This is a genomic window from Candidatus Saccharibacteria bacterium oral taxon 488 (assembly GCA_013100825.1).
Taxonomy (GTDB): Bacteria; Patescibacteriota; Saccharimonadia; order Saccharimonadales; family Saccharimonadaceae; genus Nanosynbacter.
Window position 1 is genome coordinate 871,144 of the sequence record CP040001.1, and the last position, 22,517, is coordinate 893,660.

The following is a 22,517-nucleotide window of genomic DNA, read 5'->3' on the forward strand; positions in this document are numbered from 1 at the left end:
AGAATGGTTGCTACAAAAGATATATATTCTCAGCGCGAAATGAACTTTTGCCGACGATGCGGCACAGCACTGAATCAAACATCTGGCGGGTTTTGGGTCTGCGATAATCAGCATAGTATTTTTAACAATCCCCTGCCAACTGCTGGGGTATTCTTTTTGACATCTGACAGACAACATGTCGTATTGTCCCGGCGAGCTATTAATCCCGGTAAGGGTATGGTTGATTGTATCGGTGGTTTCCTAGAAGCGGGTGAAAGCATTGAGGATGCTACACATCGTGAAATCACCGAAGAAACAGGGCTAACGAAAGAATGGTATAGCCCGCTCACCTACTTCTGCTCAGTACCTGCGACCTATCATTTCCAGGGTGAAGACCTACCAGTCCTCACCAGTCTATTCTGGGCAATCCTGCATACCGATGCACAACCGAAACCAGGCGATGACGTTGCTGAAATAGTCACGTTACCGCTTGACGGAATTAACCCCGAGATCGTGTTCAATGATGATATTAGAAAAGGTTTTAAAAAGTTCTTGGAGGAGGAAGTATGAACTTTGACCCATCAAATTATAACGAACTCACCGTCACTGAGTCACCAATCCCAGGATTATTTGTAATCACAATGCCTGTCCACGGTGATAATCGCGGCTGGTTCAAAGAAAACTACCAAAAGGAAAAAATGGAAGCACTGGGACTGCCGTCATTTGACATTGTGCAAAACAACATCAGCTTTAACGATAAAGCCGGTGCTACCCGCGGCCTCCACGCCGAGCCGTGGAACAAATTTATCTCCACCGCCAATGGACGCGTCTTTGGTGCTTGGTGTGATCTACGTCAAGGCGACAGCTTTGGTCAGGTCTTTACCCACGAAATCAACCCAGGCACGGCTATCTTCGTACCGAATGGCGTCGCGAATGGCTTTCAGACATTAGACGACAACGTTGCTTATACTTATCTTGTTGACGCTCACTGGTCACCAGATGCTAAATATACCTTTGTGAATCTGTTCGACCCGGAGCTTGGTATTGATTGGCCGATCAACAAGGACCAGGCAATTATTTCTGAAAAGGATGCTGCTCATCCGCTACTTGCAAACGTAATCCCAATGGAGGTTTAACATGGATAACAGTCATATTTTTATCGTCGGCGCCAATGGTCAGCTTGGTACTGCACTACGACAACGATACCCAGGCAGCCGATCTGCTGATGTAGGCGAACTTGATATTGCAGACCGCAATTCAGTTGAATCGTTTGACTGGTCAGGTATTTCGATCATTATGAATGCTGCCGCTTTCACCAATGTTGATGGTGCCGAGGCTTCAGAAGGACGCGTTGCCGCCTGGAAAGTAAACGCATCAGCAGTCGCAAACCTTGCCCGAGTCTGCCGCCAGCACGACATGACTCTCGTGCATATTTCCAGCGATTACGTCTTTGACGGCACGAAAGAACCCCACGCTGAAAATGAGCCGTTTAGCCCACTCAATGTCTACGGCGAGAGTAAGGCTGCTGGTGATCTCGTTGTTGAACAGCTAGAAAAATTCTATCTCCTCCGCACCACCTGGGTTATCGGCGAAGGTAAAAACTTCGTTCGTACCATGTTGGGACTCGCCGAGAAGAACATCTCGCCGACGGTGGTTAGCGATCAAATTGGCCGCCTGACATTCACGAGCGAACTCGTTCGGATTATTGATCATCTGTTAACTACACGGGCACCCTTCGGCACATACAACGCCACAAACGATGGCCCGCTTGCTTCTTGGGCAGACATCACCCGCCGTATCTTTAACCTAGCTGGACGTGACGACCTCACCGTTACTGACACGACAACCGCTGAGTACTTTGCTGGCAAAGAAGGCATTGCTCCTCGACCGCTCGGTAGCGATATGAGTCTCGACAAACTACACGCAACCGGTTTCATTAGCCACGACTGGACCGAAGACCTTCGTCAGTATATCAACAACGAGCAGCAGTCAGCCCACGCCTAGCGGGCTGCTGCCTCCTCTTGAATCTCTTTTGCTAATTTAGCCAGATTTTTTCTTGGTATATCTTCGTTACCAAAATAGCCACCACCAATAACGTGTTCAAGTTTTTCGAGGTGATCTTGATAGTCTGAACCTTGGACATTACGAAGCCACTCCCTGCCTTTTCTAAATGATGCAAGCTCACGATTACACGAATCGTGGAGAGTTTCCTTATCCGGCAGCGCCGCATCACTTTCAACAAATACGAGTGGAACATTCGGAGGAAATATCTTGTCAGCAATCCACATTGTGCGCGGCAAGTGATCTTGACCAGCAACGATCACGAGCGGAGTTTCCTCACTAAACTCAAAGCCATAAACACCATTCTCAATAGCAGTCGCAACATTGAGGAGGTTAGTATTCGTATCAACCGAATCGGGTTCCTCTATCACGCGATCCGCTGGTACGCCATGTTCTAGGGCTGACTCTTTCATAAGTACCGACTCACCAGTTCGTGGATAACTTTTGTACTCTTTAAGAAATGCTTTTGCTACCTCGTAGTTATTATCGGCATCGACCCCACGCTTGGCCATAATATTATGAAACGCTTGGTGCGCTAGTTTGGATTTTACCTGCATCTGTTTGGCAACTTCATTAAAAATACCAAGATCCTTGTCTGCCAACAGCCGAAGCATCTGCTCCTCTGATATATGAGTAACGTCCTCGACATTCACGCCAGCGGCCTCAGCCAGAACTGGCAATGCAAACATCATATCAATATAGCGGTTGTGCATCCAAGCGGTAGGAATGACTTTTACATCTTCATTGCCTAGCTTACATGCCTCATGAAACAACTCGCTTGAGGTGGCAACATTCGACCGAGCGGATGCCGTGTCCGTAGTGTTTCGCTCTGGAAACGCTGGGTCATGATTTGGATCAACTACAATTTCACGACCAACACAAATGACTGCGCCCGCTGTTTTGAGCGCCTCTTTCACCGCCGCATTATTCCTGTCAACACTGGTAATATTATTATAACCAAAACTGTCTGGCACAAATGGTACGTAAGTAATGTCGCGTTTGCCGCCCAACGCCTCGGTAACTTCGCACATTAGCTGATGATGAAAGGCATAATCCTCATATTGCCGATCAGACTCTTGTACTGCTGTATTAGGTACCGAGGTCTGTTCCGGAGAGCCGGTGGCCTGTCCCTCAGACAGAACAGTGTTACCGTGATGAAATGTGTCTCTTTCCGGCATGTAGTAGTTTCCTTTCAGAGATAGAAGCTTCTCGCTGAAGACTATCTCATACAATACGTGTTTTACGATTTAGACTTTAGCAGATTTAGAGGAAAAAGTCAAGGATGATTCCTTGTATCACTTGGTGAAATATATGTTATAGTGGGTATGTAACACGAAGGAGGTTTATGAAAGGAATTATCTTAGCGGGTGGATCAGGTACACGATTGTGGCCAATTACCAAGGCAATCAGTAAGCAGCTGATGCCGATCTACGACAAACCGATGGTCTACTACCCCCTCACAACACTGATGCAAGCTGGGATTCGTGATATTTTGATTATTACCACACCCGAAGAGCAAAGCGGCTTTCAACGACTACTGGGTGATGGTTCACAGTGGGGTATCAACTTACAATACGCCGTGCAACCAAGCCCAGACGGTCTCGCCCAGGCGTTCATCATTGGTGAGGAGTTTGTCGGTGACGATAAGGTGGCCTTGGTACTTGGTGACAATATTTTTTACGGCGCGGCACTTGATGATTCGTTACGGGCATGTACCGATCCGGAGGGCGGTGTCGTCTTTGCGTATGAGGTGTCTGATCCGGAACGCTATGGCGTCGTCGAGTTTGACAAAGACAATCAAGCAGTGTCAATTGAAGAAAAACCCGCCCAGCCAAAGTCAAACTTTGCGGTGGTTGGACTTTATTTCTATGACAACGATGTGATTGAAATTGCCAAAGGCGTTCAGCCGAGCGATCGTGGCGAGCTAGAGATTACTTCAGTCAACGCTGAATACCTACGCCGTGGCAAATTAAAAGTGCAAGCACTTGATAACGGTGATGTCTGGCTTGATACAGGAACTATCAGCAGCCTAACCGACGCCGAGGACTTCGTTCGTGTCGTTCAAACCCGTACTGGGCAAATCGTTGGTAGTCCAGAAAAAACTGCCTTTCAAAATGGTTGGATTACTCGCGAGCAGCTCGAGAAACTTGCCAAACCGCTCAAAAAATCAGGGTATGGAACATACTTGGTCTAGGATGTTCTACCCTATTTTTGGTAACTCACTACTGTAAAATTGATTTATCGTATACTAAGCAGCCATACTATTTACGGCTGCTTAGTCTATAAACAAGTCTGGAACAGTGCCGCTACTTTTCTTCGATATTTTTCTCTTGGTAAAAATAACTAATCGAAACACTAGAAAGTTCCAAACCGCAAAAATTGCCGTTATGACAACCTTTGCCCACTGAATCTCTAATATATGGAAGTTAACGAGCGCATCAACTGCCGCCGAAGTAGCGAACAGGTTAAATACGCTCAGCAGCACATAGAGGATAATTTGTGTTTTTAGCGAGAAACGGTCATGTTCGTTGTGGCGAAAAACCTGTTTACGATTCATGGGGAAATTAAAGAAAAATCCAGACAAAAAACCAATACCACTTGCTAAAAACACCGGCAAGTGAGCGCCGTGATAAAGAATGTACGTCACCAACGTATCAATCAGTAACGTTACACCGCCAACAACACCAAACAAAAATATCTGGAAACTAATATTTTTCATACTGCCTTTATTAATCATAGCACACTCAACAACGATACATGTTTTATAGTATAATGAAAGGTATGTATAGAAAATTAGAGACCGCAGTTGTTATACCTTGTTATAACGAAGAAAAAATGATCACTCAAACGATCAAGAAATTACCAAAGTACATTGATCATGTTATAGCCGTTAATGATGCCAGCACTGATGACACCATTGGCGTTCTAAATAAATTAAAAAAGCAAAATGATCGACTGATTGTCGTTGACAACAAAACAAATCAAGGTGTCGGCGGCGCTCTCATCTCAGGATATAATTACGCTATCGAGCAGACCAAAGCGACCGCTATAGGCATCGTGGCAGGAGATGACCAATTCGATTCCTCATATTTGCAAGCGATGCTAGACGATTTTATCGATCAATCGGCAGATTACGTGAAAGCTAGCCGCTTCTTCCACCGAGAAGCCTTTAAGACTATGCCAAAATACCGCCAATTCGGCAATATTTTCATATCATTGCTGACAAAATTCTCAACTGGATATTATTCCATCACAGACATCACTAATGGCTGCGGTTGGCTACGCCGCGACATAATTGAAAAGGTCGATTTCTCCATAGTTGAAAAGCGCTACGACTATGAAACCAGCATGCTGACCGCCTTATCCATAGTCAATGCTAAAGTTATTGACCACGCCGTACCAGCTCATTACGGTGATGAGAAATCAACTATTAAACTAATCCCAACCGCTTGGCGTAACCTCAAGGCTGTATGGAAGGGTTTTTGGCGACGAATTTACTACAAGTACGTTCTGTACGGTTTCCATCCAGTAGCACTGTTTTTGTTTACTGGCATGTTCTTTTTGATCATCTCATTGCTGATTGCAGGTTTCTTGTTGTATGTTAAATTATTCGCTCATCAATCACCGACCGCTGGCAGCGTTATGCTAGCTGTACTACCATTCATCTTAAGCGTACAGCTAGTTTTAACGGCGCTCACCATTGATGTCTCTAATGAGAACAACAATTTTAAGAAATAAACTACAGCTTGATATTGTTTACATCGCCGATACCATCAACGAGATGGTTTGGATGCATGGCTGATAAAAATTCCTCGTTACGAATACCGCTCATAAGGGCGATGCTGGTTGCACCGAGCTGCTGAGCCGCCGCGATGTCTGCTTCGGTGTCGCCAATGATAACGACTTCACTTGGCTTGTCCACTGTTTGTCTGACGATATCCGCCTTTTTCAGCAGCGTTCCCTCTTTTGTGTCACTATGACCCGACAAAATCTTTTCAAACAAATGCCGAATTCCCAAATGTTCAATCTGCCAATCAAGGGCAGCTGCATTTCTTCTCAAGCTTAATAGATACAACTTGTTACCGTTTGCCCGTAACTGCTCTAGCATGCGCAAACTATCCTTAAAGAGTTCATCCGCACCCAATTCTTCTTGCGACTCGATCCGGTCAATAAACAGCTTGAGATATGCATCTTTTTCATTAATGCTCAGGCCGCTCAGTGGTAGTAGCTTGTCCCAAGACACGTTAGCGCGCTTCATTTTCCAATATTCTTCTTTGTTAAGCGGAGTCCCGCCCAGCGCCTTAACACATTTTTCATAAACCCGATAGTGTCGCGGGGCAATATCAACCAACGTACCGTCAAAGTCAACAAAGGTATTTTTATTATTCATACAATTCCTCCATCTCTTTAAGTTTATCTGGGAAAAATACTTCGGGATGATAATCGAGCAACTTCTCCGCTCGAGATATATCAATGACTATATCAGTACCACCGTCTTCAGATAAAACAGTGATGCGGCTTGTTGACTGCGTACTATCAACAATCGCCTGAGCCGTCTCCCGAATAGAAATACCCCGACCCGTACCAATATTAACAACTCCAGCACCGTTCGCATTCACCGCACAGATAATGCTGCGGGCAACATCATCAGTATGTACATAATCACGCAGTACATTTGCGCCACGAATCGTCAAATCATCACCAGCTTTCGCTGCTCGAATAAAGTTTGGTATCGCTCGGGCGATAGGATCATACCCACCATACATCACCGAAAACCGCAAAATGGTTAACTCTTTATTCATTTTTTTTGCGTACGACTGAGCGATGAGCTCGCTAGCCATTTTAGTAGAGCCGTAGTACGAGCCGCCGGCGACGACATTATCCTCTGTGATTGGGCCGTGGATTTTTGATTGATCATATACCTCTGCTGTGCTACCGATAATAATCTTCTCAGATTTCTCACCAAAATAAGTTAATAGATTAATTGTTGCATCTATATTGCCCAGTCTTGCATTCTCAAGTGTGTCATCAGCAGCTGTTTTTGGTACAAATGCCGCCAAATGGACAATGGCATCAAATGCCTCATCGCTCACCTGCTTGACCGCTGACTCTACACTTTTTTGATCTGCTAAATCACACTGGATCCAGCGCTCAGTGAGCTTGGCTGGTTGAGACCGGCCCAAACAAACAATCCCCCAATCAGCCGGCGCCATTTCTAAGAAACGTCTACCAACGAAGCCCGAGGCTCCCGTAACAAGAAGTTTCATTACAACTCCTGAAGAATACGGTCGCGCTCGGCAACACCCTCTTCAACTGTTTTCATATCTGACAAAACCGGCTTAAAGTCCATACCGCGTATCCATACTAGATCATCAGGTAGCGGGTTAGTGTTCTTGTCTAGCTTTGGTACATCTTCGCCATACCCAAGCTTCACAAACATTTCTGGCATATTTAGGCCCGCTTGAGTAAAGAATTCGTGTGTTGTAAAGAAGCGACCGATGTTAATCTCTGTTGGGTTTGGTATACCATTTTTGTCATACGCCATATCAACGCCAAACAAACCATCTGGTTTATCATCAACTGCCAACACTGCTCGACGTGCAATATCATCCAGTTCGTCACTTGAATACGTAACGCCCGTACCAGTGGCGCCGGTCACGCCAGACGGTGAAATCTTTGCCAATTCCCAATATAGCCGCTTACGGCCCTGCGCCACGACCAATTCGCCATCTTTCCAGAGAGACATCCACGTAACCGTTTCTGGCTCAAGTAACTCAGACACAGTAAAGTTACCATCCCATGAGCCATTTTTTTCTTGAAAATCAAGCCAGTTTTTAGCGCTCTTAACATCGTGAACCGGAAGCGACCCACGCCCACCAGCGCCCGATATAGCCCGAATCCACATCGAGCCGCCCATCTCCTCGAGGAGCGCAGCCAAGTCAGTATCTCGGCCTTCTATCAGCTTAGTCTTTGGCACCTTAATGCCAGCCTTTTCCCAGAGCTTAAATGACTCAAACTTATCTTGCAAAATTTTCACCGTTTCCTTAGCCGGGAAAAATGTCTTGGCATTGATCTTTTCTCGATTTTCACTCAAGAAACCGACCTCGACATCATTCTGTGCGTGGACAAATTCAATCTTTTCTTTTTCGATAACGTAGTTCAAGAAATCAGTATATTTTGGGTCGCTCGCAAGTGGCGCCAGGTACCTGGCATCAACTTCAGCACGCTGCAAATAATACTTATCTGCATCTGTGCCAACAATATAATATTCTTCATCAGCCGCCCTTAGCGAACGAATAAAGTTTGCTGATGGCGAGCCGCCAGCTCCTGTGACTAAAATTCGTTTCATAATACTTAACTCCTTTCCTTACTATTTTTCAAATGGTGCAATAGCCTCTAGCGACACCCTTAGCGCCTCACGAGCATCACTTGGATCAACTATCGCGGCGGTACGGCCCATTGCCTTCGCCAGAAAAGCTTTTAGCTCAGCGGCGAGCGGCTCTTCAAAATCAACCTTAATAATTCGCTTTTCTGGATCGCCAACCTGCAACACAAACTCTGTGAAACCTTCTTTTTCGATCTTTTTCATATTGTGTTTGTAGTAGACAAGTTCCTGAGTAATATAATTTGCCTCCAGATAACCGAGCGATCCGGTCAAAGCAATTTTGCGAATCTTCACTGGTGTGAGCCAATTGGCCTGAATAAACCCAGAAGCCCGACCGTAATCCATTAGTATCTCCGCCGAATCAATCTTTCTACTGTGGCGAGTGCGTGAGCCGTGACTAGAAATAGATTTTGGTTTTTGGCCCAAAAGGTAGTTCGCTATATCAACATCGTGTACTGCTAAGTCAATGATGACATCAGTTTTTGGCTCCACCGCTGGAAATCCACCAACGCGTTTACATACCACCGAGGTGATCTCGCCAATGGCATCGTCGTCAACCATCTGTTTCAACTTCTTGATGACTGGATTAAATCGCTCAATGTGACCAACCGTAAAGGTAACGTTATTCTTCTTAGCACAAGCAATCAACTTGTCAGCCTCTTCCACCGACGAGGCAATCGGCTTCTCAAGCATACAGTGAATACCTCGCGACATAACTTCCGTAGCCACCTCAAGATGAAATGGTGTTGGCACCACCACAGAAACCGCATCAGGTCGCGCCTCTTCAAGCATCTCTTTGTAGTCAGTAAAGAATTTCGCCTTATAATCCTCAGCGAGAGATTTTGCCTCAGGATTTACGTCGGCAATTGCTACTAGCTCTGACTCTGGAAGCATGAAATAGTTACGAACGTGGTTTCTGCCCATGTTACCAGTACCAATGACGGCGACCCTCAATTTCCCCTCTTGTTTATTGGCCATTGATAGACTCCTTGATCGCCGCAACGATTACCTCAATATCTTCATCTGTAACCTTTGGATGAACCGGCAGAGACACAACTCGTGCCGCCAAGTCTTCAGCCACTGGGAAATCACCGACCTTATAGCCAAGCTTTGCGATATGTGGATATACGTGCAAAGGCTTTGGATAGTAAATACCAGCCCCAACACCCTTGTCCCTCAAGGTGGCAATAAATTGATCTCGTTGTATGTTTTTGTCTAGTAAAATGGTGTATTGATGATATACATGGTTTCGATTGTCGCTAACGGTCGGCGTTTTAATGCCCGCAACGCCTGCTAAGGCATCATTTAATTTGTGAGCATTTTCTTGACGTTTCTTTGTGAAGTATTCTACCTTCTTCAACTGTTCAATAGCAATAGCACCGTGCAAATCTGACATACGATAGTTATATCCCAAATCTGCGTATTCGTATGGCGCAACCATACCGTGTTGCCTAAACGAACGAATCGCTGCTGCAGCCTCATCACTATTTGTCGTTACGATACCACCTTCGCCACACATAATATTCTTGGTGGCATACAGAGAGAAACAACCGAAATCACCCAACGCGCCAGCTTTTACTCCTTGATATTCTGCACCAATGGCCTGGCACGCATCCTCAACAATTTTTAAGTCGTACTTTTTGGCAATTTCCTGTAGCTTGGCCCAATTACATGGCTGACCATACAAGTCAACTGGCACGATGGCTTTTGTTTTTTCAGTAATAGCAGCTTCTATCTTAGAAACATCGATATTGAACGTTTCTTCATCAATATCTACAAGGACTGGTCGAGCACCCAACATTACTATCGGGTTAATAGTAGCAATAAAGCTATACGGCGTAGTAATGACCTCATCGCCTTCTCTCACACCAGTAGCATACAAGGCACAGTGAATAGCTGCCGTACCACTGTTTACTGCTAACGCATGTTTTACCCCGCAATACTCCGCCCAGTTCTTTTCTAGCTCGGCAACCTTTGGCCCCTGAGCCAACATGCCTGATTCTATAACTTCATTTACCGCCCGACGCTCTTCCTCTTCGATAACTGGCGCTGCTATACTTATCATGTATATAATCTCCTCTCTTACTCCTATTCTATATTTAATAGTATAGCATACTACTCGTTTTTTATTTTTTGTTTCTGAGAGATGTGCTTCATGAAGTAGCATTATGCTTCCTGTTTTTATTGTATACTAATACCATGCAATCACTACGATCTATACTCACAAGGCTTAAAAACGACTCGTGTAAAAAATGGCTGTTTCCATCGGCGATTATCATTTGTTTGCTTTTTGCAACTGGCTTAAAAATTTCCGGGTCTTCGTTTGGCCCGTACTACGATCTATTTCTTCAAGGGAAACCGTCGTCAAATCTCATAGCTGGTGAGACCCGACATATTCGTAGCGATGAGTGGCTGGTTGTTACGCAGTTTACAATTGCACAAAAAGCAGCCGGTTATCCGCTCATCAACAAGAACTTCGGTGATTCTGGAAAAAATATGAGCCTCGTCTCCGACGCGCCCTATAAAGAGTGGTCGACTATATTCCGCCCTCAGAATCTCGCTTTTTTCATTATACCATTTGAGTTTGCCCTTGCCTTTAAATGGTGGTTTTTGCTCGCATCATTATTGCTGAGCATATATTTTCTAGCCTTAAAATTCCTTCCCGGCAAATACTCGCTCGCGAGCCTGCTGTCTATCGTCGGTTCATTTACTCCTTTTATATTCTGGTGGTATCAAACAATCACCATCATGAGCATCGTCTGGGGAATTGTCATACTGCTTACAGCCATGCGCTTGATAGAACATAGGCCTCTTTCATTTCTCGCTAACTATAAGCGTGGCAATATCATATCGCAGCTCATACTGTCTGGTTCGCTCATTTATTCACTAGTAGGATTTGCTCTATTGCTATACCCTGCTTTTCAGATTCCCGTCGTAATTACGGTAGGTCTAGTTTTTCTTGGTTATTACATAAACACCTGGAAGAAACTTACCAAAAAGACACGCAAGAGACTGTATATCAACACAGTTGTTCTGGCTGGCTCTACCTTAGTGGCCATTGGTATCATCGGCGTATTTTTAATCACTAGGCTGGATGCGGTGCGAGCCATCTCTGGCACAGACTATCCCGGAGCACGCTTTGTACACTCAGGCACACCGTCACAGGCCGACCTCATTGGATTAGCAGGCTATAGTCAGTATCGTCTACAGGATAATTCGTCCATTGGCTCGATTGATCCAAGTAAGGGTAGCATCAATCAGAGCGAACTATCAGCGTCTATCATCATACCTTTTGCCTTTATTATTCCTATATTACTTATACTTCTTTATCAATGGCGCAAAAAAAGAATGGTAGATTGGGTGGGTGTAGCAATCGTTACTACCTGTCTAGTCTTCGCTGCACATCTATTCTTGCCGGGGTTTTCCACAATAGCAAAGCCCTTTATGCTGCATCTTGTGCCAATAACGAGGCTTCAGCTTGGCTTGGGCTTTGTGGGTACTCTTTCGTTACTTTATGTTATCGCCAACAGTAAACAGCTTGTGTCAAAATACCGTCCATGGGTATATCTCTATTCAGGTCTCATGATTATTGTGTATATTCTAACGATAGTATTTATTATAAAATTTAATCGTAATTTTGCCGGAGACTTACGTATATTAGGTATAGCCGCGATCAGCTTTTCTGGTGGCCTAGCTCTTGTTTTTATTGGCAAAGAAAAGCTTGGCTTACTGCTGCTATCAGCTCTCTGCATTATGTCAACCATAACCATCCAACCCCTCTACAAAGGCCTCGGCAGTGGCTATAATAGTAATATAATTACCAACAAAATAGCTTCGCTGTCATCACCTGATGACGCATGGGGACTATCTGGCACGGTTGTTTTGGAGAATTTTCCACAAATGGCCAATCGCAAATCAATTACCGGGGTTCACACGTATCCTGATAAAGATTTTTGGTCGAAAGTATCCAAGGACAAAACTATTTACAATAGATATGCTCACGTACTGCTGTCTGACACAATCACGGACGACTTAAAGCTAACGCAGCCAGATGTGTTCATTGCGCGCTTGAGTTGCAACAACCATCTCGGTAGAACTATTACTCACGTTCTCGCAACGACTCCCCTCCAACTTCCCTGCTACAAATTAATTGATCAAACCACGGTGGGTGGTGGTACTATCATGTTTTATAAAAGAACCCCGTAAAGTCTTTACTATATCATTAGTACTTGCTATGATTAACCATAAAGGGAATAATCTACTAATTATGAGAATACAGAAAAAACGAAACCATAAAAAAATAGTCTTGGTATTGGTTGTGTTGTTTTTGCTATTAACCGGGTACGCTTTAATGGCCTATGGGTTTAAATTTTGGCCTTTTACGAAAAATCAATTTACTGAAGCAACAGAGGAACAAAAAACAGCTGGCAACAATATAAAAGAAAAGTCATTAGAAAACACAACCGAGGGAGCAGGAGATAAAAAATCTTCGCCGCAACCCAAAACACCGCGAGGTAGCGACCCCTCCCCGGCGCCAACTCCGTCGCCAAACGGTGGTAAGTCGACGGTTGGAGTGAGCATAACCGCCGCAACAGTCGATAAGTCTACTGCTACCCTTTACGTACGCGGTCTTATCCAAACCATTTCTTCAAACAGCACCTGCACCCTGTCGATGCGTCACAGCAGTGGACGAACATATTCAAGTAGCGCCGGGTCACAGGCAGGACCGAGCACCTCCAGCTGTAAGGGCTTTAATGTACCCCTTTCTCAACTGACCCCGGGAAAATGGACAATAACAATTCACTATGAGGATGCTACCGTTACTGGTAGCGCCGAGGGGGAGGTAACTATATGAAAAAGTTTCTACTCAGCGTAGGACTGTCGATATCAATCTGCCTGGGAGTATTGTTTACTTCATTACCAGTGTCGGCTACCTTGAATGATTTTGATCCAGGCAACATCATGGATGATACAGTTGCCACCAATTATGGATCTATGAATGCGCAGCAAATTCAAGCTTTTCTCAACAGCAAAGTTCCCCAATGCGACACTAACGGATCTCAACCGGCAAGAGAGTTCGGAAGGCCCGACATTAGCCGTGCTCAGTATGCTTCTTTGCGCGGCTGGCATGGTCCACCGTATACCTGTCTACGTGATTACCGATCGGGAGATAGAAGAAGTGCTGCTCAATTAATTTTTGATGCCGCCCAAAAATATCACGTCAACCCTCAACTTCTTATAGTTCTTCTACAAAAGGAGCAGGCGTTAGTGACTGATGTTTGGCCAACGCGCGGTCAATTTAGAAGTGCAACCGGCTACGGCTGTCCAGACACGGCCGCCTGTGATAGTAAATATTTTGGCTTAGAAAACCAACTAGAGTGGGCCGCAAAACACTTCCATTACATCATTACTCGTAATCCGAATTGGTATTCCCCATATACGACCGGCGTTAATTTTGTCCGCTGGAGTCCAAATGCAGCCTGCGGTGGATCGCATGTAAATATTCAAAACTGGACAACTGCCGCACTCTATAGCTATACACCATATCAACCAAACGCCGCAGCTTTAGCTGCCGGCTATGGCACGGGGAACGGTTGTAGTGCCTACGGAAATCGTAATTTCTACAATTATTTTACTGATTGGTTTGGCGGTACTCGTTCAAGCAGCTCCTTCGCCTGTCGAGACGGTCAAAATCTACCCGGCGTTGCAACCGGTGCTCGAATTGCACCAACCAGAATAAATGGTAACCGAGATACATTAACGATCACCGTACCAAATAACACTGGCAGTAAATGCGCGGAGATGCACACGTGGGCAGATGCTCACCTACAAACATGGTCACAACATGTCGCCACAAATTCATACACATTCAATCAACAATACAGTAAAGTTATCTCGCAAAAAGTAAATCACAGGAATACAGTATTAACGAAAGTCGACTATAATGGTACGGCAAGTGGACGAGTTGAGTTTCATACCTGGACTCAAGACGGGTTGCGCTGGCTAGCACATACCGCAACAACCGCCGGACCGATAGACCCACGATTATCAGAGGTTATTACCGCTGACACTAACGGCGACGGGGTGGATGAATACTATTTAATTAACTACGAGCAGACCAACACCGGAATGATTGAGGTGCACGGCTGGAGTAATAACGGTACAAGTTGGTTCCGACATACCGCGACAAGTCATCCCGCCGCCAGCATGAATACAGGTCGAGTCATCGCTGCCGATCTTGATGGCGACAAGAAGGACGAGTTTATCTACGTTAAATACAGCAACACTTCGAGCGGACGAGTTGAGTTTCATGTTTGGGATTCATCATTAAAGAACTGGGTACGTCATACCGCCAGCAATTACCCGCAAGCCGGCTATGTGGTAGCTACAAATGATATAGTGGCAGCTGATCTGTTTGGTAGAGGTAGAGACACGATCTATTACATTAAATACCGAGACACCCCTCATAATAAAATTGAGGTTCATGGGTGGGGCGATAATCAGCAATCGTGGGACAGCCACATATCGACCTCATCGGGTACATACTAAGTCTCTCGGGTGTAGGTATTTCAAATATCCCCGCCAGTAAGGCGGGGATGATGGCTATTGCGGTATGTGTTTTATTTGGGTAAGCGATAGCCCGGTCCAAATTGCTCAAAATTATCGTTATAGAACGGGTCACGCTTTAAATAATCGCCCCACCTTTTACGCATCTCGTTTTGCGCTTCTTGTAGCTCGGTGCTGTCTCTTTCGCTCGTATTGATGCGCCCAACACTCTTTGATTCATAATGAAATAGTTCAGCATAAGGAGTGTACAGATTGTAGTAACCCTTTTTACGCAGCTTAAGGTTTAGATCAACATCATTATAGGTAACCCGCAGCTTTGGGTCAAAGCCGCCAACCTCATCAAACTTCTTCCGACTCACCATACTACACGCAGCGGTTACGGCCGATACATTGCGAATATTAGCCGTGTAAATATAGGTAAATATATCAACCCGCTGATCCTCGCCATAAAATGGATGAAACGCTATATCTCGTTCCGACAGGACAATCCCGGCATGCTGAATGGTCTTATCTTCGAACAATAGCTTTGGCCCAACCATACCAATTTCCGACCTTTGAGCATGTTCCAACAGTGCCTGTATCCAGTCGTGCGTAATAACTTTGGTGTCATTATTTAAGAATAAAAGATATTCTCCACGAGAAGCTTTTGCCCCCTGGTTGCAAGCATCTGAAAAATTAAATTTCTTTTTATAATTAACGATGGTTACGCTTTCAAGACCACTGGTTAGCTTTTTGTAAAAATCTTTAACCTGCTTATCTGTCGACCCCGTATCAACAATGACGATTTCAAAATACGGATACGTTGTGTCTTCAATAATTGATTCGACGCAGTTCTTGATATAGGTAAAGTTATCCTTAGTCGGAATAATAATTGACACGAGCGGATTATTCGGTATGACGTACTTCTTGCGCCAAAAACCCAATGCAATATGAGCGTCAATGGATGCATTTTCTTTTCTCTGCTTGACACTATCACGAATTACCCGCTTTTGATTTACATAGGCATACGGCTTGCTACCGGCATTCATAGCGGTTGAGGTTTCCGACTTGCGCCAATGATATAGGATCTTCGGAATATGATAAATGTTATCTGTTTGAGCGGCAATCTTCAAGAATAAATCCCAGTCTTGCGCTCCTTGTGTACCCGGCGTAAAGCCGCCAACCTTTTTCATGGTGCTGGTTTTCATTGTTGCAAAATGAGTGACCATATTGCATGAATTCATAAAGTCGGGGCTCCAGTCCGGCTTAAAGAACGGCTCTATATGATTGTTCTCCTGATCAATTTTATCTTCATCAGTGTATATAAGCTCCACCTCAGGATACTTATTGATCACATTAACAGCCTCAAACAGTGCATTGGGCGCTAATATATCATCGTGATCAAGAAGCGATATGTATTCTCCTTTTGCCATAGCGAGGGCGGTGTTTGATGACTCGGCTATATGACCATTTTTTTTACGGAAAGTTGCTGTAATGTTGTCATATTTTTTTACATATTCCCTAACAACATGCTTCGTCTGCTCGTTCGTAGAATTATCATCAGAAATACATAATTCCCAATTATCATAACTCTGGGCCAGCACTGAATCAATACAAATACGAAGGTACTCTGGATTTGTATTGTATGTTGGTAGCAAAATGCTAATCAGCGGACGGTAACGAAACTTTTTAGACTGCTCTTTTTGTTCACTAAGTTGCTCGGCCGTCAGTGTGTGCTTGCCAAACCACTCAATGTATTCATCGTATCTCTTTTTATTTACAATTTTACGATCGCGATACAGACGAATTTGTTTTCGACCGTATGACGGATGTAATGTTGCGCGGACAGCAAATTTTGCGCTATTGATAATCATATTTTTCATGTTGCTTTACTCATCTCCCTTCATATAATTTCCATTCTCCCAACAACTTCATCGGCCCATCACGAAATTTGTCCTTTCCTTTTATAACAAACGAGAAAGCGCGTGGCAAATGTTTGACAATACCGTCGTCAATCCGACGATGTAGTGATATGTGAATATCATATCTTCCAGGATTAAAACAGTCTAGCTGCTGCTTAAAATTAATCTCCCTTCCATTTTTGATAAAGTGCTGCGGCGTATCTCTGCAATTACGATCAGCAAACACAAATCCACCATATACAAAAGAAATATTGACAAACAAGTCCTCAGAGATACCGTCAACAATAACGCCAATATCAAGTGTTTCTTTTTGGGTAAAAGACTTTTTATCCGGTAAATCAACAATCATCTCCACTGAATCGTCTTGAGATTCCTCCTCCGCCTTGGTGATGGTCTCGATATTTATCTCGGTATATAGGTCAGCGATCTCTTGAGGAGACCCGATATGCTTAATGCGACCACTCTCTATATACATAGCTCTTGAACAAAATCGCCGCACAGCATTCATGTCATGCGTGACAAAAACTACTGTTTGACCACTTCGCTTAACCTTTTCAAAATAATCAAAGCATTTCTGCTGAAATGCCGCGTCACCAACAGCCAGCACCTCATCGAGCATCAGGATGTCACCACGGGCTTTAATCGCCACTGAAAACGCCAATCTAACCTGCATTCCTGATGAATAGTTTTTTAGTTTTTCTTCCATAAAATCTGCCAACTCGGAAAATTCGACAATATCATCGTACATCAATTCCATCTCTTTATGGCTAAATCCTAATAGGGCACCGTTTAGAAATATATTTTCTCGACCGGTCAACTCGGGGTTAAAACCAACCCCAAGCTCAATAAACGGAACGAGAGATCCGTTTACCTGCACCGAACCCCCTGTTGGCGTATAAATTTGAGCGATTGATTTTAGTAGTGTACTCTTTCCTGACCCATTTTTACCAACTATACCAAAGAACTCGCCTTTTTTAATCTCAAATGAAATATCTTTTAGGGGAGTAAACTCTCGATACCCTTTTTTGCCTTTAAGATAATTGATTGTTTTTTGCTTGATACCGTTACTGGCTTCTGTTGGTATTTTGAATGTTTTTGTCAGCGTGTTAACGGCCACCGCAATATCGTCCATCGTTAAATCTCCTCCGCAAATGTTCTTGAACGCTTCTTAAAATACCATATCGCAAACACACCGACTATCACTATCACGAGAAACGGTATTGATAACATCCATATGTTTAGCCGATCCCACATCACCATCGTATCTTTAGTAATGAGGATATATCTACTGTCCTGAATAATCTGCGTAACCGGATTAAGAAAAAGCAGATCAACCGCAACACTACTCTTTTGTAAAACCATTTGAAGTGGATAGATAACAGGCGTTGCATAAAATGCAGCCTGAGTAATCACCTCCCACAAATAACCCGTATCTCGTGATTTAACGTTGAGAGCTGACAAGAAAAAAGCGATACCTAACGCAAATATGTATAGCTCAATGATAAGCGGTAGAATAAGCAGTGACATCCAAGACAGCTGTACACCACTAACAAAAATGAATAATAGCACAACAATCATATTAAAAAACAGATTTATCAGAGAGGAGACTGTCCCAGAGATAACAACGATGTACTTTGGAAAATTAATTTTTCTAAGCAGATCACCCCGGCTTACTATAGAATTCAGGCCTTGATTAGTTGCTTCTACAAAAAAATTCCACAAGATTATACCCAATAATAGATATACCGGAAAATGTTGGATATTTCTTCCAACACCGAGGAACTTATCAAACACTATGTATAATATGGAAAAAAGAAAAAGCGGCTTGAGGATACTCCACACATATCCGAGCATAGAACCCTGGTAGCGCAACTTAAAATCTGTAACAACCAATTCCCTTAGGAGAATTCTGTTTTTTCTACTAAAAATTTCCAACCATTTCATAATCTGTATCACTTATTATACAATACGAGAGGAGTATTATGAATAGACTTGCGATTATCGTTCTTAATTGGAATGGTTCAGATGATGCCATAGAGTGTATTAAGTCACTAACGAGCCAGACGCTAAAGCCTGCTATTATCATAGTGGACAACAATTCGAGTGATAATTCTGTTGATATATTTGAAAGCTATATCGCATCTCATCAAAAAGAAGATATCACTTTAATTAAAAACCCACGAAATCTAGGGTTTGCCGGCGGTATTAATACTGGCCTGAGGTACGCACTTACCCAAAAGTTTGAGTTTGTGGGTGTTCTTAACCCTGATGCAGTTGCTGATACTAATTGGTGTAAATCCCTGTTAAGCGAGCTGTCTGGTCATGATGGTTGCGGTATCGTGACTGGGTTGTTAGCCAGACGAGACGGAAAAACTATTGACTCTTCAGGTGATTTTTATACCACCTGGGGCCTGCCTGGTCCACGTGGTCGTGATGAACCTATCAAAAATGCACCGGACAAACCTGGCGAGGTTTTTGGCGCAACTGGCGGCGGGGCAATTTACCGCGCAGCAATTTTTAACGACATTGACATGTTTGACGAGGACTTCTTCATGTATTACGAAGATGTCGATCTTAGTTTTCGCGCCCAGCTGGCTGGCTGGAAAGTCCGCTTTACACCTGAAGCCGTTGCCTACCACAAGGTTGGCGCTAGCAGCAAGAAAGTACCAGGTCTCGCCGTTTACAACACCTTCAAAAACCTACCGTTGGTCTTTATTAAAAACGTTCCAGGAAAGTTATTTTGGTATATTGGTCTGCGCTTTTTCCTGGCATATTGGCTAATTTTCGCTAGCGCTGTCCGCCACGGTAACGGCTGGCCCGCGCTTAAAGGTGTGCTGGTTTCAATCATTCACAAGCCTGCCGCTTACTACAAACGCGTATCAATTCAGAGAAGCCGCAAGGTTTCCGTCGACTACATCCATGGCATTATTCATGATGGACCGTTACCTAATCAAACCGGGCTATTAAAATTTAAGCGGTTTTTCAGAATGAGATAATATCATGGCAGTATGCGACCATGTTAACCAAACACGCCACCAAGTTCCGCTACCTCCTCATCGGCACCATCAACACCGCCATTGATTTTGGTGTGTTGTTTATGTTGACCTGGTTTATCAGCACGCCGAAAGAATTAGCCAACATTATCTCGACAACCATCGCCTTTAGTTTCAGCTTTGTCGCCAATCGATCATTCACCTTTCGCTCACGCACCGGCAATGTTCGCCGTCAGCTACTCCTCTTTGCCCTCGTCACCCTGTTTGGTCTCTGGGTAATTCAGACGATCATTATTGCGCTACTCGCGCCAATTTTCATTAGCTTTAATTTCAGTCAGCCGACAGCACTATTCGCCAGTAAGCTCATCGCCACGGTCGCCAGCCTCATCTGGAACTACCTGCTCTACACCAATGTTGTCTTCAAAGATTAAGAACTCTTCTGCGAGATTACTAAGTGCCGCGCACGGCCTTCGCCCTCAGAGTGGGTCTCAATATCGCTATAGTCACTCGCCACATGGTGCACTACCCAACGATCAGCCGAATTTAGTTCAATAATCTTCGTCTCACCCGTCCGCCGCACCTCTTCGATCCAGCCGCGCGCCTTGTCAGCAATCTTTTCGGCATGCTGCTTCTTATAATCAGCGATATCAACATTCACTCGCACCAGCGCCGCCTGACGGTTACGCAAAATTGCTGACACCACCGTTTGTAGACTCCGCAGTGTCTCAGCATTTCGCCCGATCAGCAAGCTATTACGCTCACTCGACGGCACAACAGCCTTGATAACATCGTCTTCAACGCTAACCTCGACATCCAGATTGAGATCAAAGAACGCCAGAAAGTCCTCCAGATATTTCTTGACAAATTCAATGGTCGCGATTTGATCCATACATCCTCCTTAGTCTTTCGCTTTTATCCGCGTGATGTTCGCCTCAGTCGCTGTGGCCGCTCGTTGCGAAGCGGCTTTTGATTTTTTTGCTGATGCGGCAGACTTGCTCGTAGATTTTGGCGAACGCTTTTCGCCGGCAATTTGTTGCATTTCCGTTCCGTCTTGCTTGAGAATAATGGCGTTTTGGATATAAGCAGCGATGTTTGAGGTTGCCATGTAGAGCGCCAGCGCCCCTGGCAAACTGATCATAATAAGGAACATAAACACCGGCATAACCTTCATCATTTTGCGCGTGACAATGGCGTTAACCTCAGTTTGGTCAGCGTTCTTACCCTCGCCCGCCTCCATCAGCACATCACGCAACCGCTTCTTGTTGTCCGAACTTGGCGACATCTGCTTTGATAATAAATATTGCAAAACAGCGGCTACCAAGGCAAGGATGAGCAACCCAATTGATACACCACTTGATGATAACGCCTGCTTCGTCAGGTCCATCAGCCCCAAGAAATTCTGGTTAAAGTGATCTGGATTGGCGATCAAGTGCTTGACCGGCCCCCACTGCTCCATTACATCGTATGTGTACTTGGCGAGCTCTGAGCGCTGCAGTACGAATATCTGCACCACACGGTAAATCGCGATCAGTACTGGCAGCTGGATAAGGAGTACTAGGATAGAGCTCATCGGCTTGATGTTATGCTTTTTATACACATCCATCATCGCCATCGCCCGCATCTGTGGATTATTCTTATATTTTTTGTTCAGCTTGGCAAGTTCGGGCTGTATCTTACGCATCGCTTTGGCTTGATGGAGCTGCTTCTTAACCAGCGGCCACAACAGAAAACGCACAATTATTGTAAACAGTACAACGCTAACCCCAAAGTCACCGCCTGGAATTAGCGCATAAATTGCCATCAGCAAGTTAAAAATTGGTTGCACAATAACCACATCAAACATGTTCATGTCCTCATTATACCAGAGGTGGCGCTATTTATACAGCCCCGCCTGTGAAAAGAGTTGTTTTACTGCCGTCCTTAGGTCGCTATGTGGCATCACCAGCACCTCCGGCGAAAACACCATAATAACAACATCAAACCCGCCCCGAATATGTGGCAACTCGAGTCGGATAATTTCGTAAATTCGGCGACGTACGCGGTTGCGTTTGACGGCGGATTTAAGCACCTTTTTACTAATCACTACCGAAAACCGACCATGGCGACGGCGCGGATTGGCAATATATTTCATGGTGAGCTGCGATGAACGAATTGCCCGCCCGCGTGCATAGACATAGCGCAGGCTACCATGGCCATGAAATCGGTTGACGTAACGTAACATAGGTCCAGTATAGCAAAATCCCGCCCTGTTAGGCGAGGCGGGAGTTTGCGTTCTAGATAGCGATTTTAGCGCGACCCTTGAGGCGACGACGCTTCAGAACAGCGCGGCCAGCCTTGGTCGAAACACGAGCTCGAAAACCGTGCGTCTTGGCGCGATGTCGCTTGTGTGGTTGAAATGTTCGCTTTGGCATATCGTCATTTAGTGTAGCCTTTTTTGACATTTTTTGCAAGCCATGGATAAACTTTCCACCGTTTCTGCTGTTTTTTCCACATATTTATCAGAGGTGGTTCATTGCTGTGGAAAAATCACCTCGAGAGTCCCTGAATTTTATGATGGCGCCTGTGCTTGTGGAAAAGTCTGATTTTTTGCTATAGTAGGGTTATCAACGTAGTTCCGAGGGGGAAGGTATT

Annotated in this window: 22 protein-coding genes and 1 pseudogene; 9 read left to right on the forward strand and 14 right to left on the reverse strand. The window is 44.6% G+C overall.

The genetic code is table 11. The features are described from left to right. The first annotated feature begins 3 nt into the window (after positions 1–3). Complete coding sequence (locus FBF26_04705) at positions 4–549, forward strand: NUDIX domain-containing protein (GenBank protein ID QJU10527.1); 546 nt, start codon at positions 4–6, stop codon at positions 547–549. Further along, positions 546–1,983 (forward strand): annotated as a pseudogene (locus FBF26_04710) (NAD-dependent epimerase/dehydratase family protein). Before FBF26_04705 ends, FBF26_04710 begins: the two are co-directional and overlap by 4 nt. On the opposite strand, the gene FBF26_04715 reads toward FBF26_04710, so the two are convergent. Continuing rightward, positions 1,980–3,218 carry a YdcF family protein gene (locus FBF26_04715; protein ID QJU10528.1) on the reverse strand — a complete coding sequence of 413 codons (1,239 nt, stop codon included), beginning with the start codon at positions 3,216–3,218 and terminating at the stop codon, positions 1,980–1,982. The pseudogene FBF26_04710 and the gene FBF26_04715 sit on opposite strands and share 4 nt — an antisense overlap. A gap of 167 nt (positions 3,219–3,385) precedes the next feature. Here FBF26_04715 and rfbA point away from each other — a divergent pair, with 167 nt between their 5' ends. Beyond that, on the forward strand, positions 3,386–4,234 hold the full coding sequence (gene rfbA, locus FBF26_04720) for a glucose-1-phosphate thymidylyltransferase RfbA (GenBank protein ID QJU10529.1): 849 nt from the start codon (positions 3,386–3,388) through the stop codon (positions 4,232–4,234). Between the two features lie 81 nt (positions 4,235–4,315). On the opposite strand, the gene FBF26_04725 is transcribed toward rfbA, so the two are convergent. Continuing rightward, entirely contained in the window at positions 4,316–4,777 is a 462-nt protein-coding gene (locus FBF26_04725) for a GtrA family protein (GenBank protein QJU10530.1), read from the reverse strand. A gap of 20 nt (positions 4,778–4,797) precedes the next feature. Between FBF26_04725 and FBF26_04730 the strand changes: the two genes are divergently transcribed. Beyond that, complete coding sequence (locus tag FBF26_04730; protein ID QJU10531.1) at positions 4,798–5,778, forward strand: glycosyltransferase family 2 protein; 981 nt, start codon at positions 4,798–4,800, stop codon at positions 5,776–5,778. A 1-nt stretch (position 5,779) separates the two neighbouring features. On the opposite strand, the gene FBF26_04735 is transcribed toward FBF26_04730, so the two are convergent. The 5 genes from FBF26_04735 to FBF26_04755 are packed head-to-tail and all read right to left on the reverse strand — an operon-like array spanning position 5,780 to position 10,490. After that, a complete protein-coding gene (locus FBF26_04735; protein ID QJU10532.1) occupies positions 5,780–6,430 on the reverse strand; it encodes an HAD family hydrolase in 651 nt (216 codons plus the stop codon). Further along, positions 6,423–7,307 carry an NAD(P)-dependent oxidoreductase gene (locus FBF26_04740; GenBank protein QJU10533.1) on the reverse strand — a complete coding sequence of 295 codons (885 nt, stop codon included), beginning with the start codon at positions 7,305–7,307 and terminating at the stop codon, positions 6,423–6,425. The genes FBF26_04735 and FBF26_04740 overlap by 8 nt, the downstream gene beginning before the upstream one ends. Further along, the gene (locus FBF26_04745; protein QJU10534.1) at positions 7,307–8,389 is read right to left on the reverse strand and encodes a carboxylate--amine ligase; all 1,083 of its coding nucleotides are present in this window, start codon (positions 8,387–8,389) and stop codon (positions 7,307–7,309) included. Before FBF26_04745 ends, FBF26_04740 begins: the two co-directional genes overlap by 1 nt. Before the next feature lie 21 nt (positions 8,390–8,410). Further along, complete coding sequence (locus tag FBF26_04750) at positions 8,411–9,403, reverse strand: Gfo/Idh/MocA family oxidoreductase (protein QJU10535.1); 993 nt, start codon at positions 9,401–9,403, stop codon at positions 8,411–8,413. Beyond that, positions 9,393–10,490 (reverse strand): DegT/DnrJ/EryC1/StrS family aminotransferase, encoded by a 1,098-nt coding sequence (locus FBF26_04755; GenBank protein QJU10536.1) that lies wholly within the window; start codon positions 10,488–10,490, stop codon positions 9,393–9,395. The genes FBF26_04750 and FBF26_04755 overlap by 11 nt, the downstream gene beginning before the upstream one ends. A gap of 134 nt (positions 10,491–10,624) precedes the next feature. On the opposite strand from FBF26_04755, the gene FBF26_04760 reads away from it, so the two are divergent. The 3 genes from FBF26_04760 (at position 10,625) to FBF26_04770 (ending at position 14,974) form a co-directional block, all read left to right on the forward strand. Continuing rightward, a complete protein-coding gene (locus tag FBF26_04760; protein QJU10537.1) occupies positions 10,625–12,631 on the forward strand; it encodes a hypothetical protein in 2,007 nt (668 codons plus the stop codon). 61 nt (positions 12,632–12,692) lie between these two features. Beyond that, on the forward strand, positions 12,693–13,280 hold the full coding sequence (locus FBF26_04765) for a hypothetical protein (protein ID QJU10538.1): 588 nt from the start codon (positions 12,693–12,695) through the stop codon (positions 13,278–13,280). Beyond that, entirely contained in the window at positions 13,277–14,974 is a 1,698-nt protein-coding gene (locus tag FBF26_04770) for a VCBS repeat-containing protein (GenBank protein QJU10539.1), read from the forward strand. Before FBF26_04765 ends, FBF26_04770 begins: the two co-directional genes overlap by 4 nt. Before the next feature lie 71 nt (positions 14,975–15,045). Here FBF26_04770 and FBF26_04775 read toward each other — a convergent pair whose 3' ends face one another. Genes FBF26_04775 through FBF26_04785 form a run of 3 tightly spaced genes read right to left on the reverse strand, consistent with a single transcriptional unit; the run spans position 15,046 to position 18,837 of the window. Beyond that, positions 15,046–16,854 (reverse strand): glycosyltransferase family 2 protein, encoded by a 1,809-nt coding sequence (locus FBF26_04775; GenBank protein ID QJU10540.1) that lies wholly within the window; start codon positions 16,852–16,854, stop codon positions 15,046–15,048. Positions 16,855–16,864: 10 nt separating this feature from the next. Next, positions 16,865–18,025 (reverse strand): ABC transporter ATP-binding protein, encoded by a 1,161-nt coding sequence (locus FBF26_04780; GenBank protein QJU10541.1) that lies wholly within the window; start codon positions 18,023–18,025, stop codon positions 16,865–16,867. A 2-nt stretch (positions 18,026–18,027) separates the two neighbouring features. Next, a complete protein-coding gene (locus FBF26_04785) occupies positions 18,028–18,837 on the reverse strand; it encodes an ABC transporter permease (GenBank protein ID QJU10542.1) in 810 nt (269 codons plus the stop codon). Between the two features lie 38 nt (positions 18,838–18,875). Between FBF26_04785 and FBF26_04790 the strand changes: the two genes are divergently transcribed. Beyond that, a complete protein-coding gene (locus FBF26_04790; protein ID QJU10543.1) occupies positions 18,876–19,889 on the forward strand; it encodes a glycosyltransferase family 2 protein in 1,014 nt (337 codons plus the stop codon). A 59-nt stretch (positions 19,890–19,948) separates the two neighbouring features. Beyond that, positions 19,949–20,317, forward strand: coding sequence for a GtrA family protein (locus tag FBF26_04795; protein ID QJU10576.1), 369 nt, complete (start codon positions 19,949–19,951; stop codon positions 20,315–20,317). Here FBF26_04795 and FBF26_04800 read toward each other — a convergent pair. Genes FBF26_04800 through FBF26_04815 form a run of 4 tightly spaced genes read right to left on the reverse strand, consistent with a single transcriptional unit; the run spans position 20,314 to position 22,297 of the window. Further along, complete coding sequence (locus FBF26_04800) at positions 20,314–20,775, reverse strand: KH domain-containing protein (protein QJU10544.1); 462 nt, start codon at positions 20,773–20,775, stop codon at positions 20,314–20,316. The genes FBF26_04795 and FBF26_04800 overlap by 4 nt on opposite strands. Positions 20,776–20,784: 9 nt before the next feature. Continuing rightward, complete coding sequence (locus tag FBF26_04805; GenBank protein QJU10545.1) at positions 20,785–21,735, reverse strand: YidC/Oxa1 family membrane protein insertase; 951 nt, start codon at positions 21,733–21,735, stop codon at positions 20,785–20,787. A gap of 24 nt (positions 21,736–21,759) precedes the next feature. Next, positions 21,760–22,107 carry a ribonuclease P protein component gene (gene rnpA / locus FBF26_04810; GenBank protein QJU10546.1) on the reverse strand — a complete coding sequence of 116 codons (348 nt, stop codon included), beginning with the start codon at positions 22,105–22,107 and terminating at the stop codon, positions 21,760–21,762. Positions 22,108–22,159: 52 nt separating this feature from the next. Next, complete coding sequence (locus FBF26_04815) at positions 22,160–22,297, reverse strand: 50S ribosomal protein L34 (protein ID QJU10547.1); 138 nt, start codon at positions 22,295–22,297, stop codon at positions 22,160–22,162. Positions 22,298–22,517: the final 220 nt, after the last annotated feature.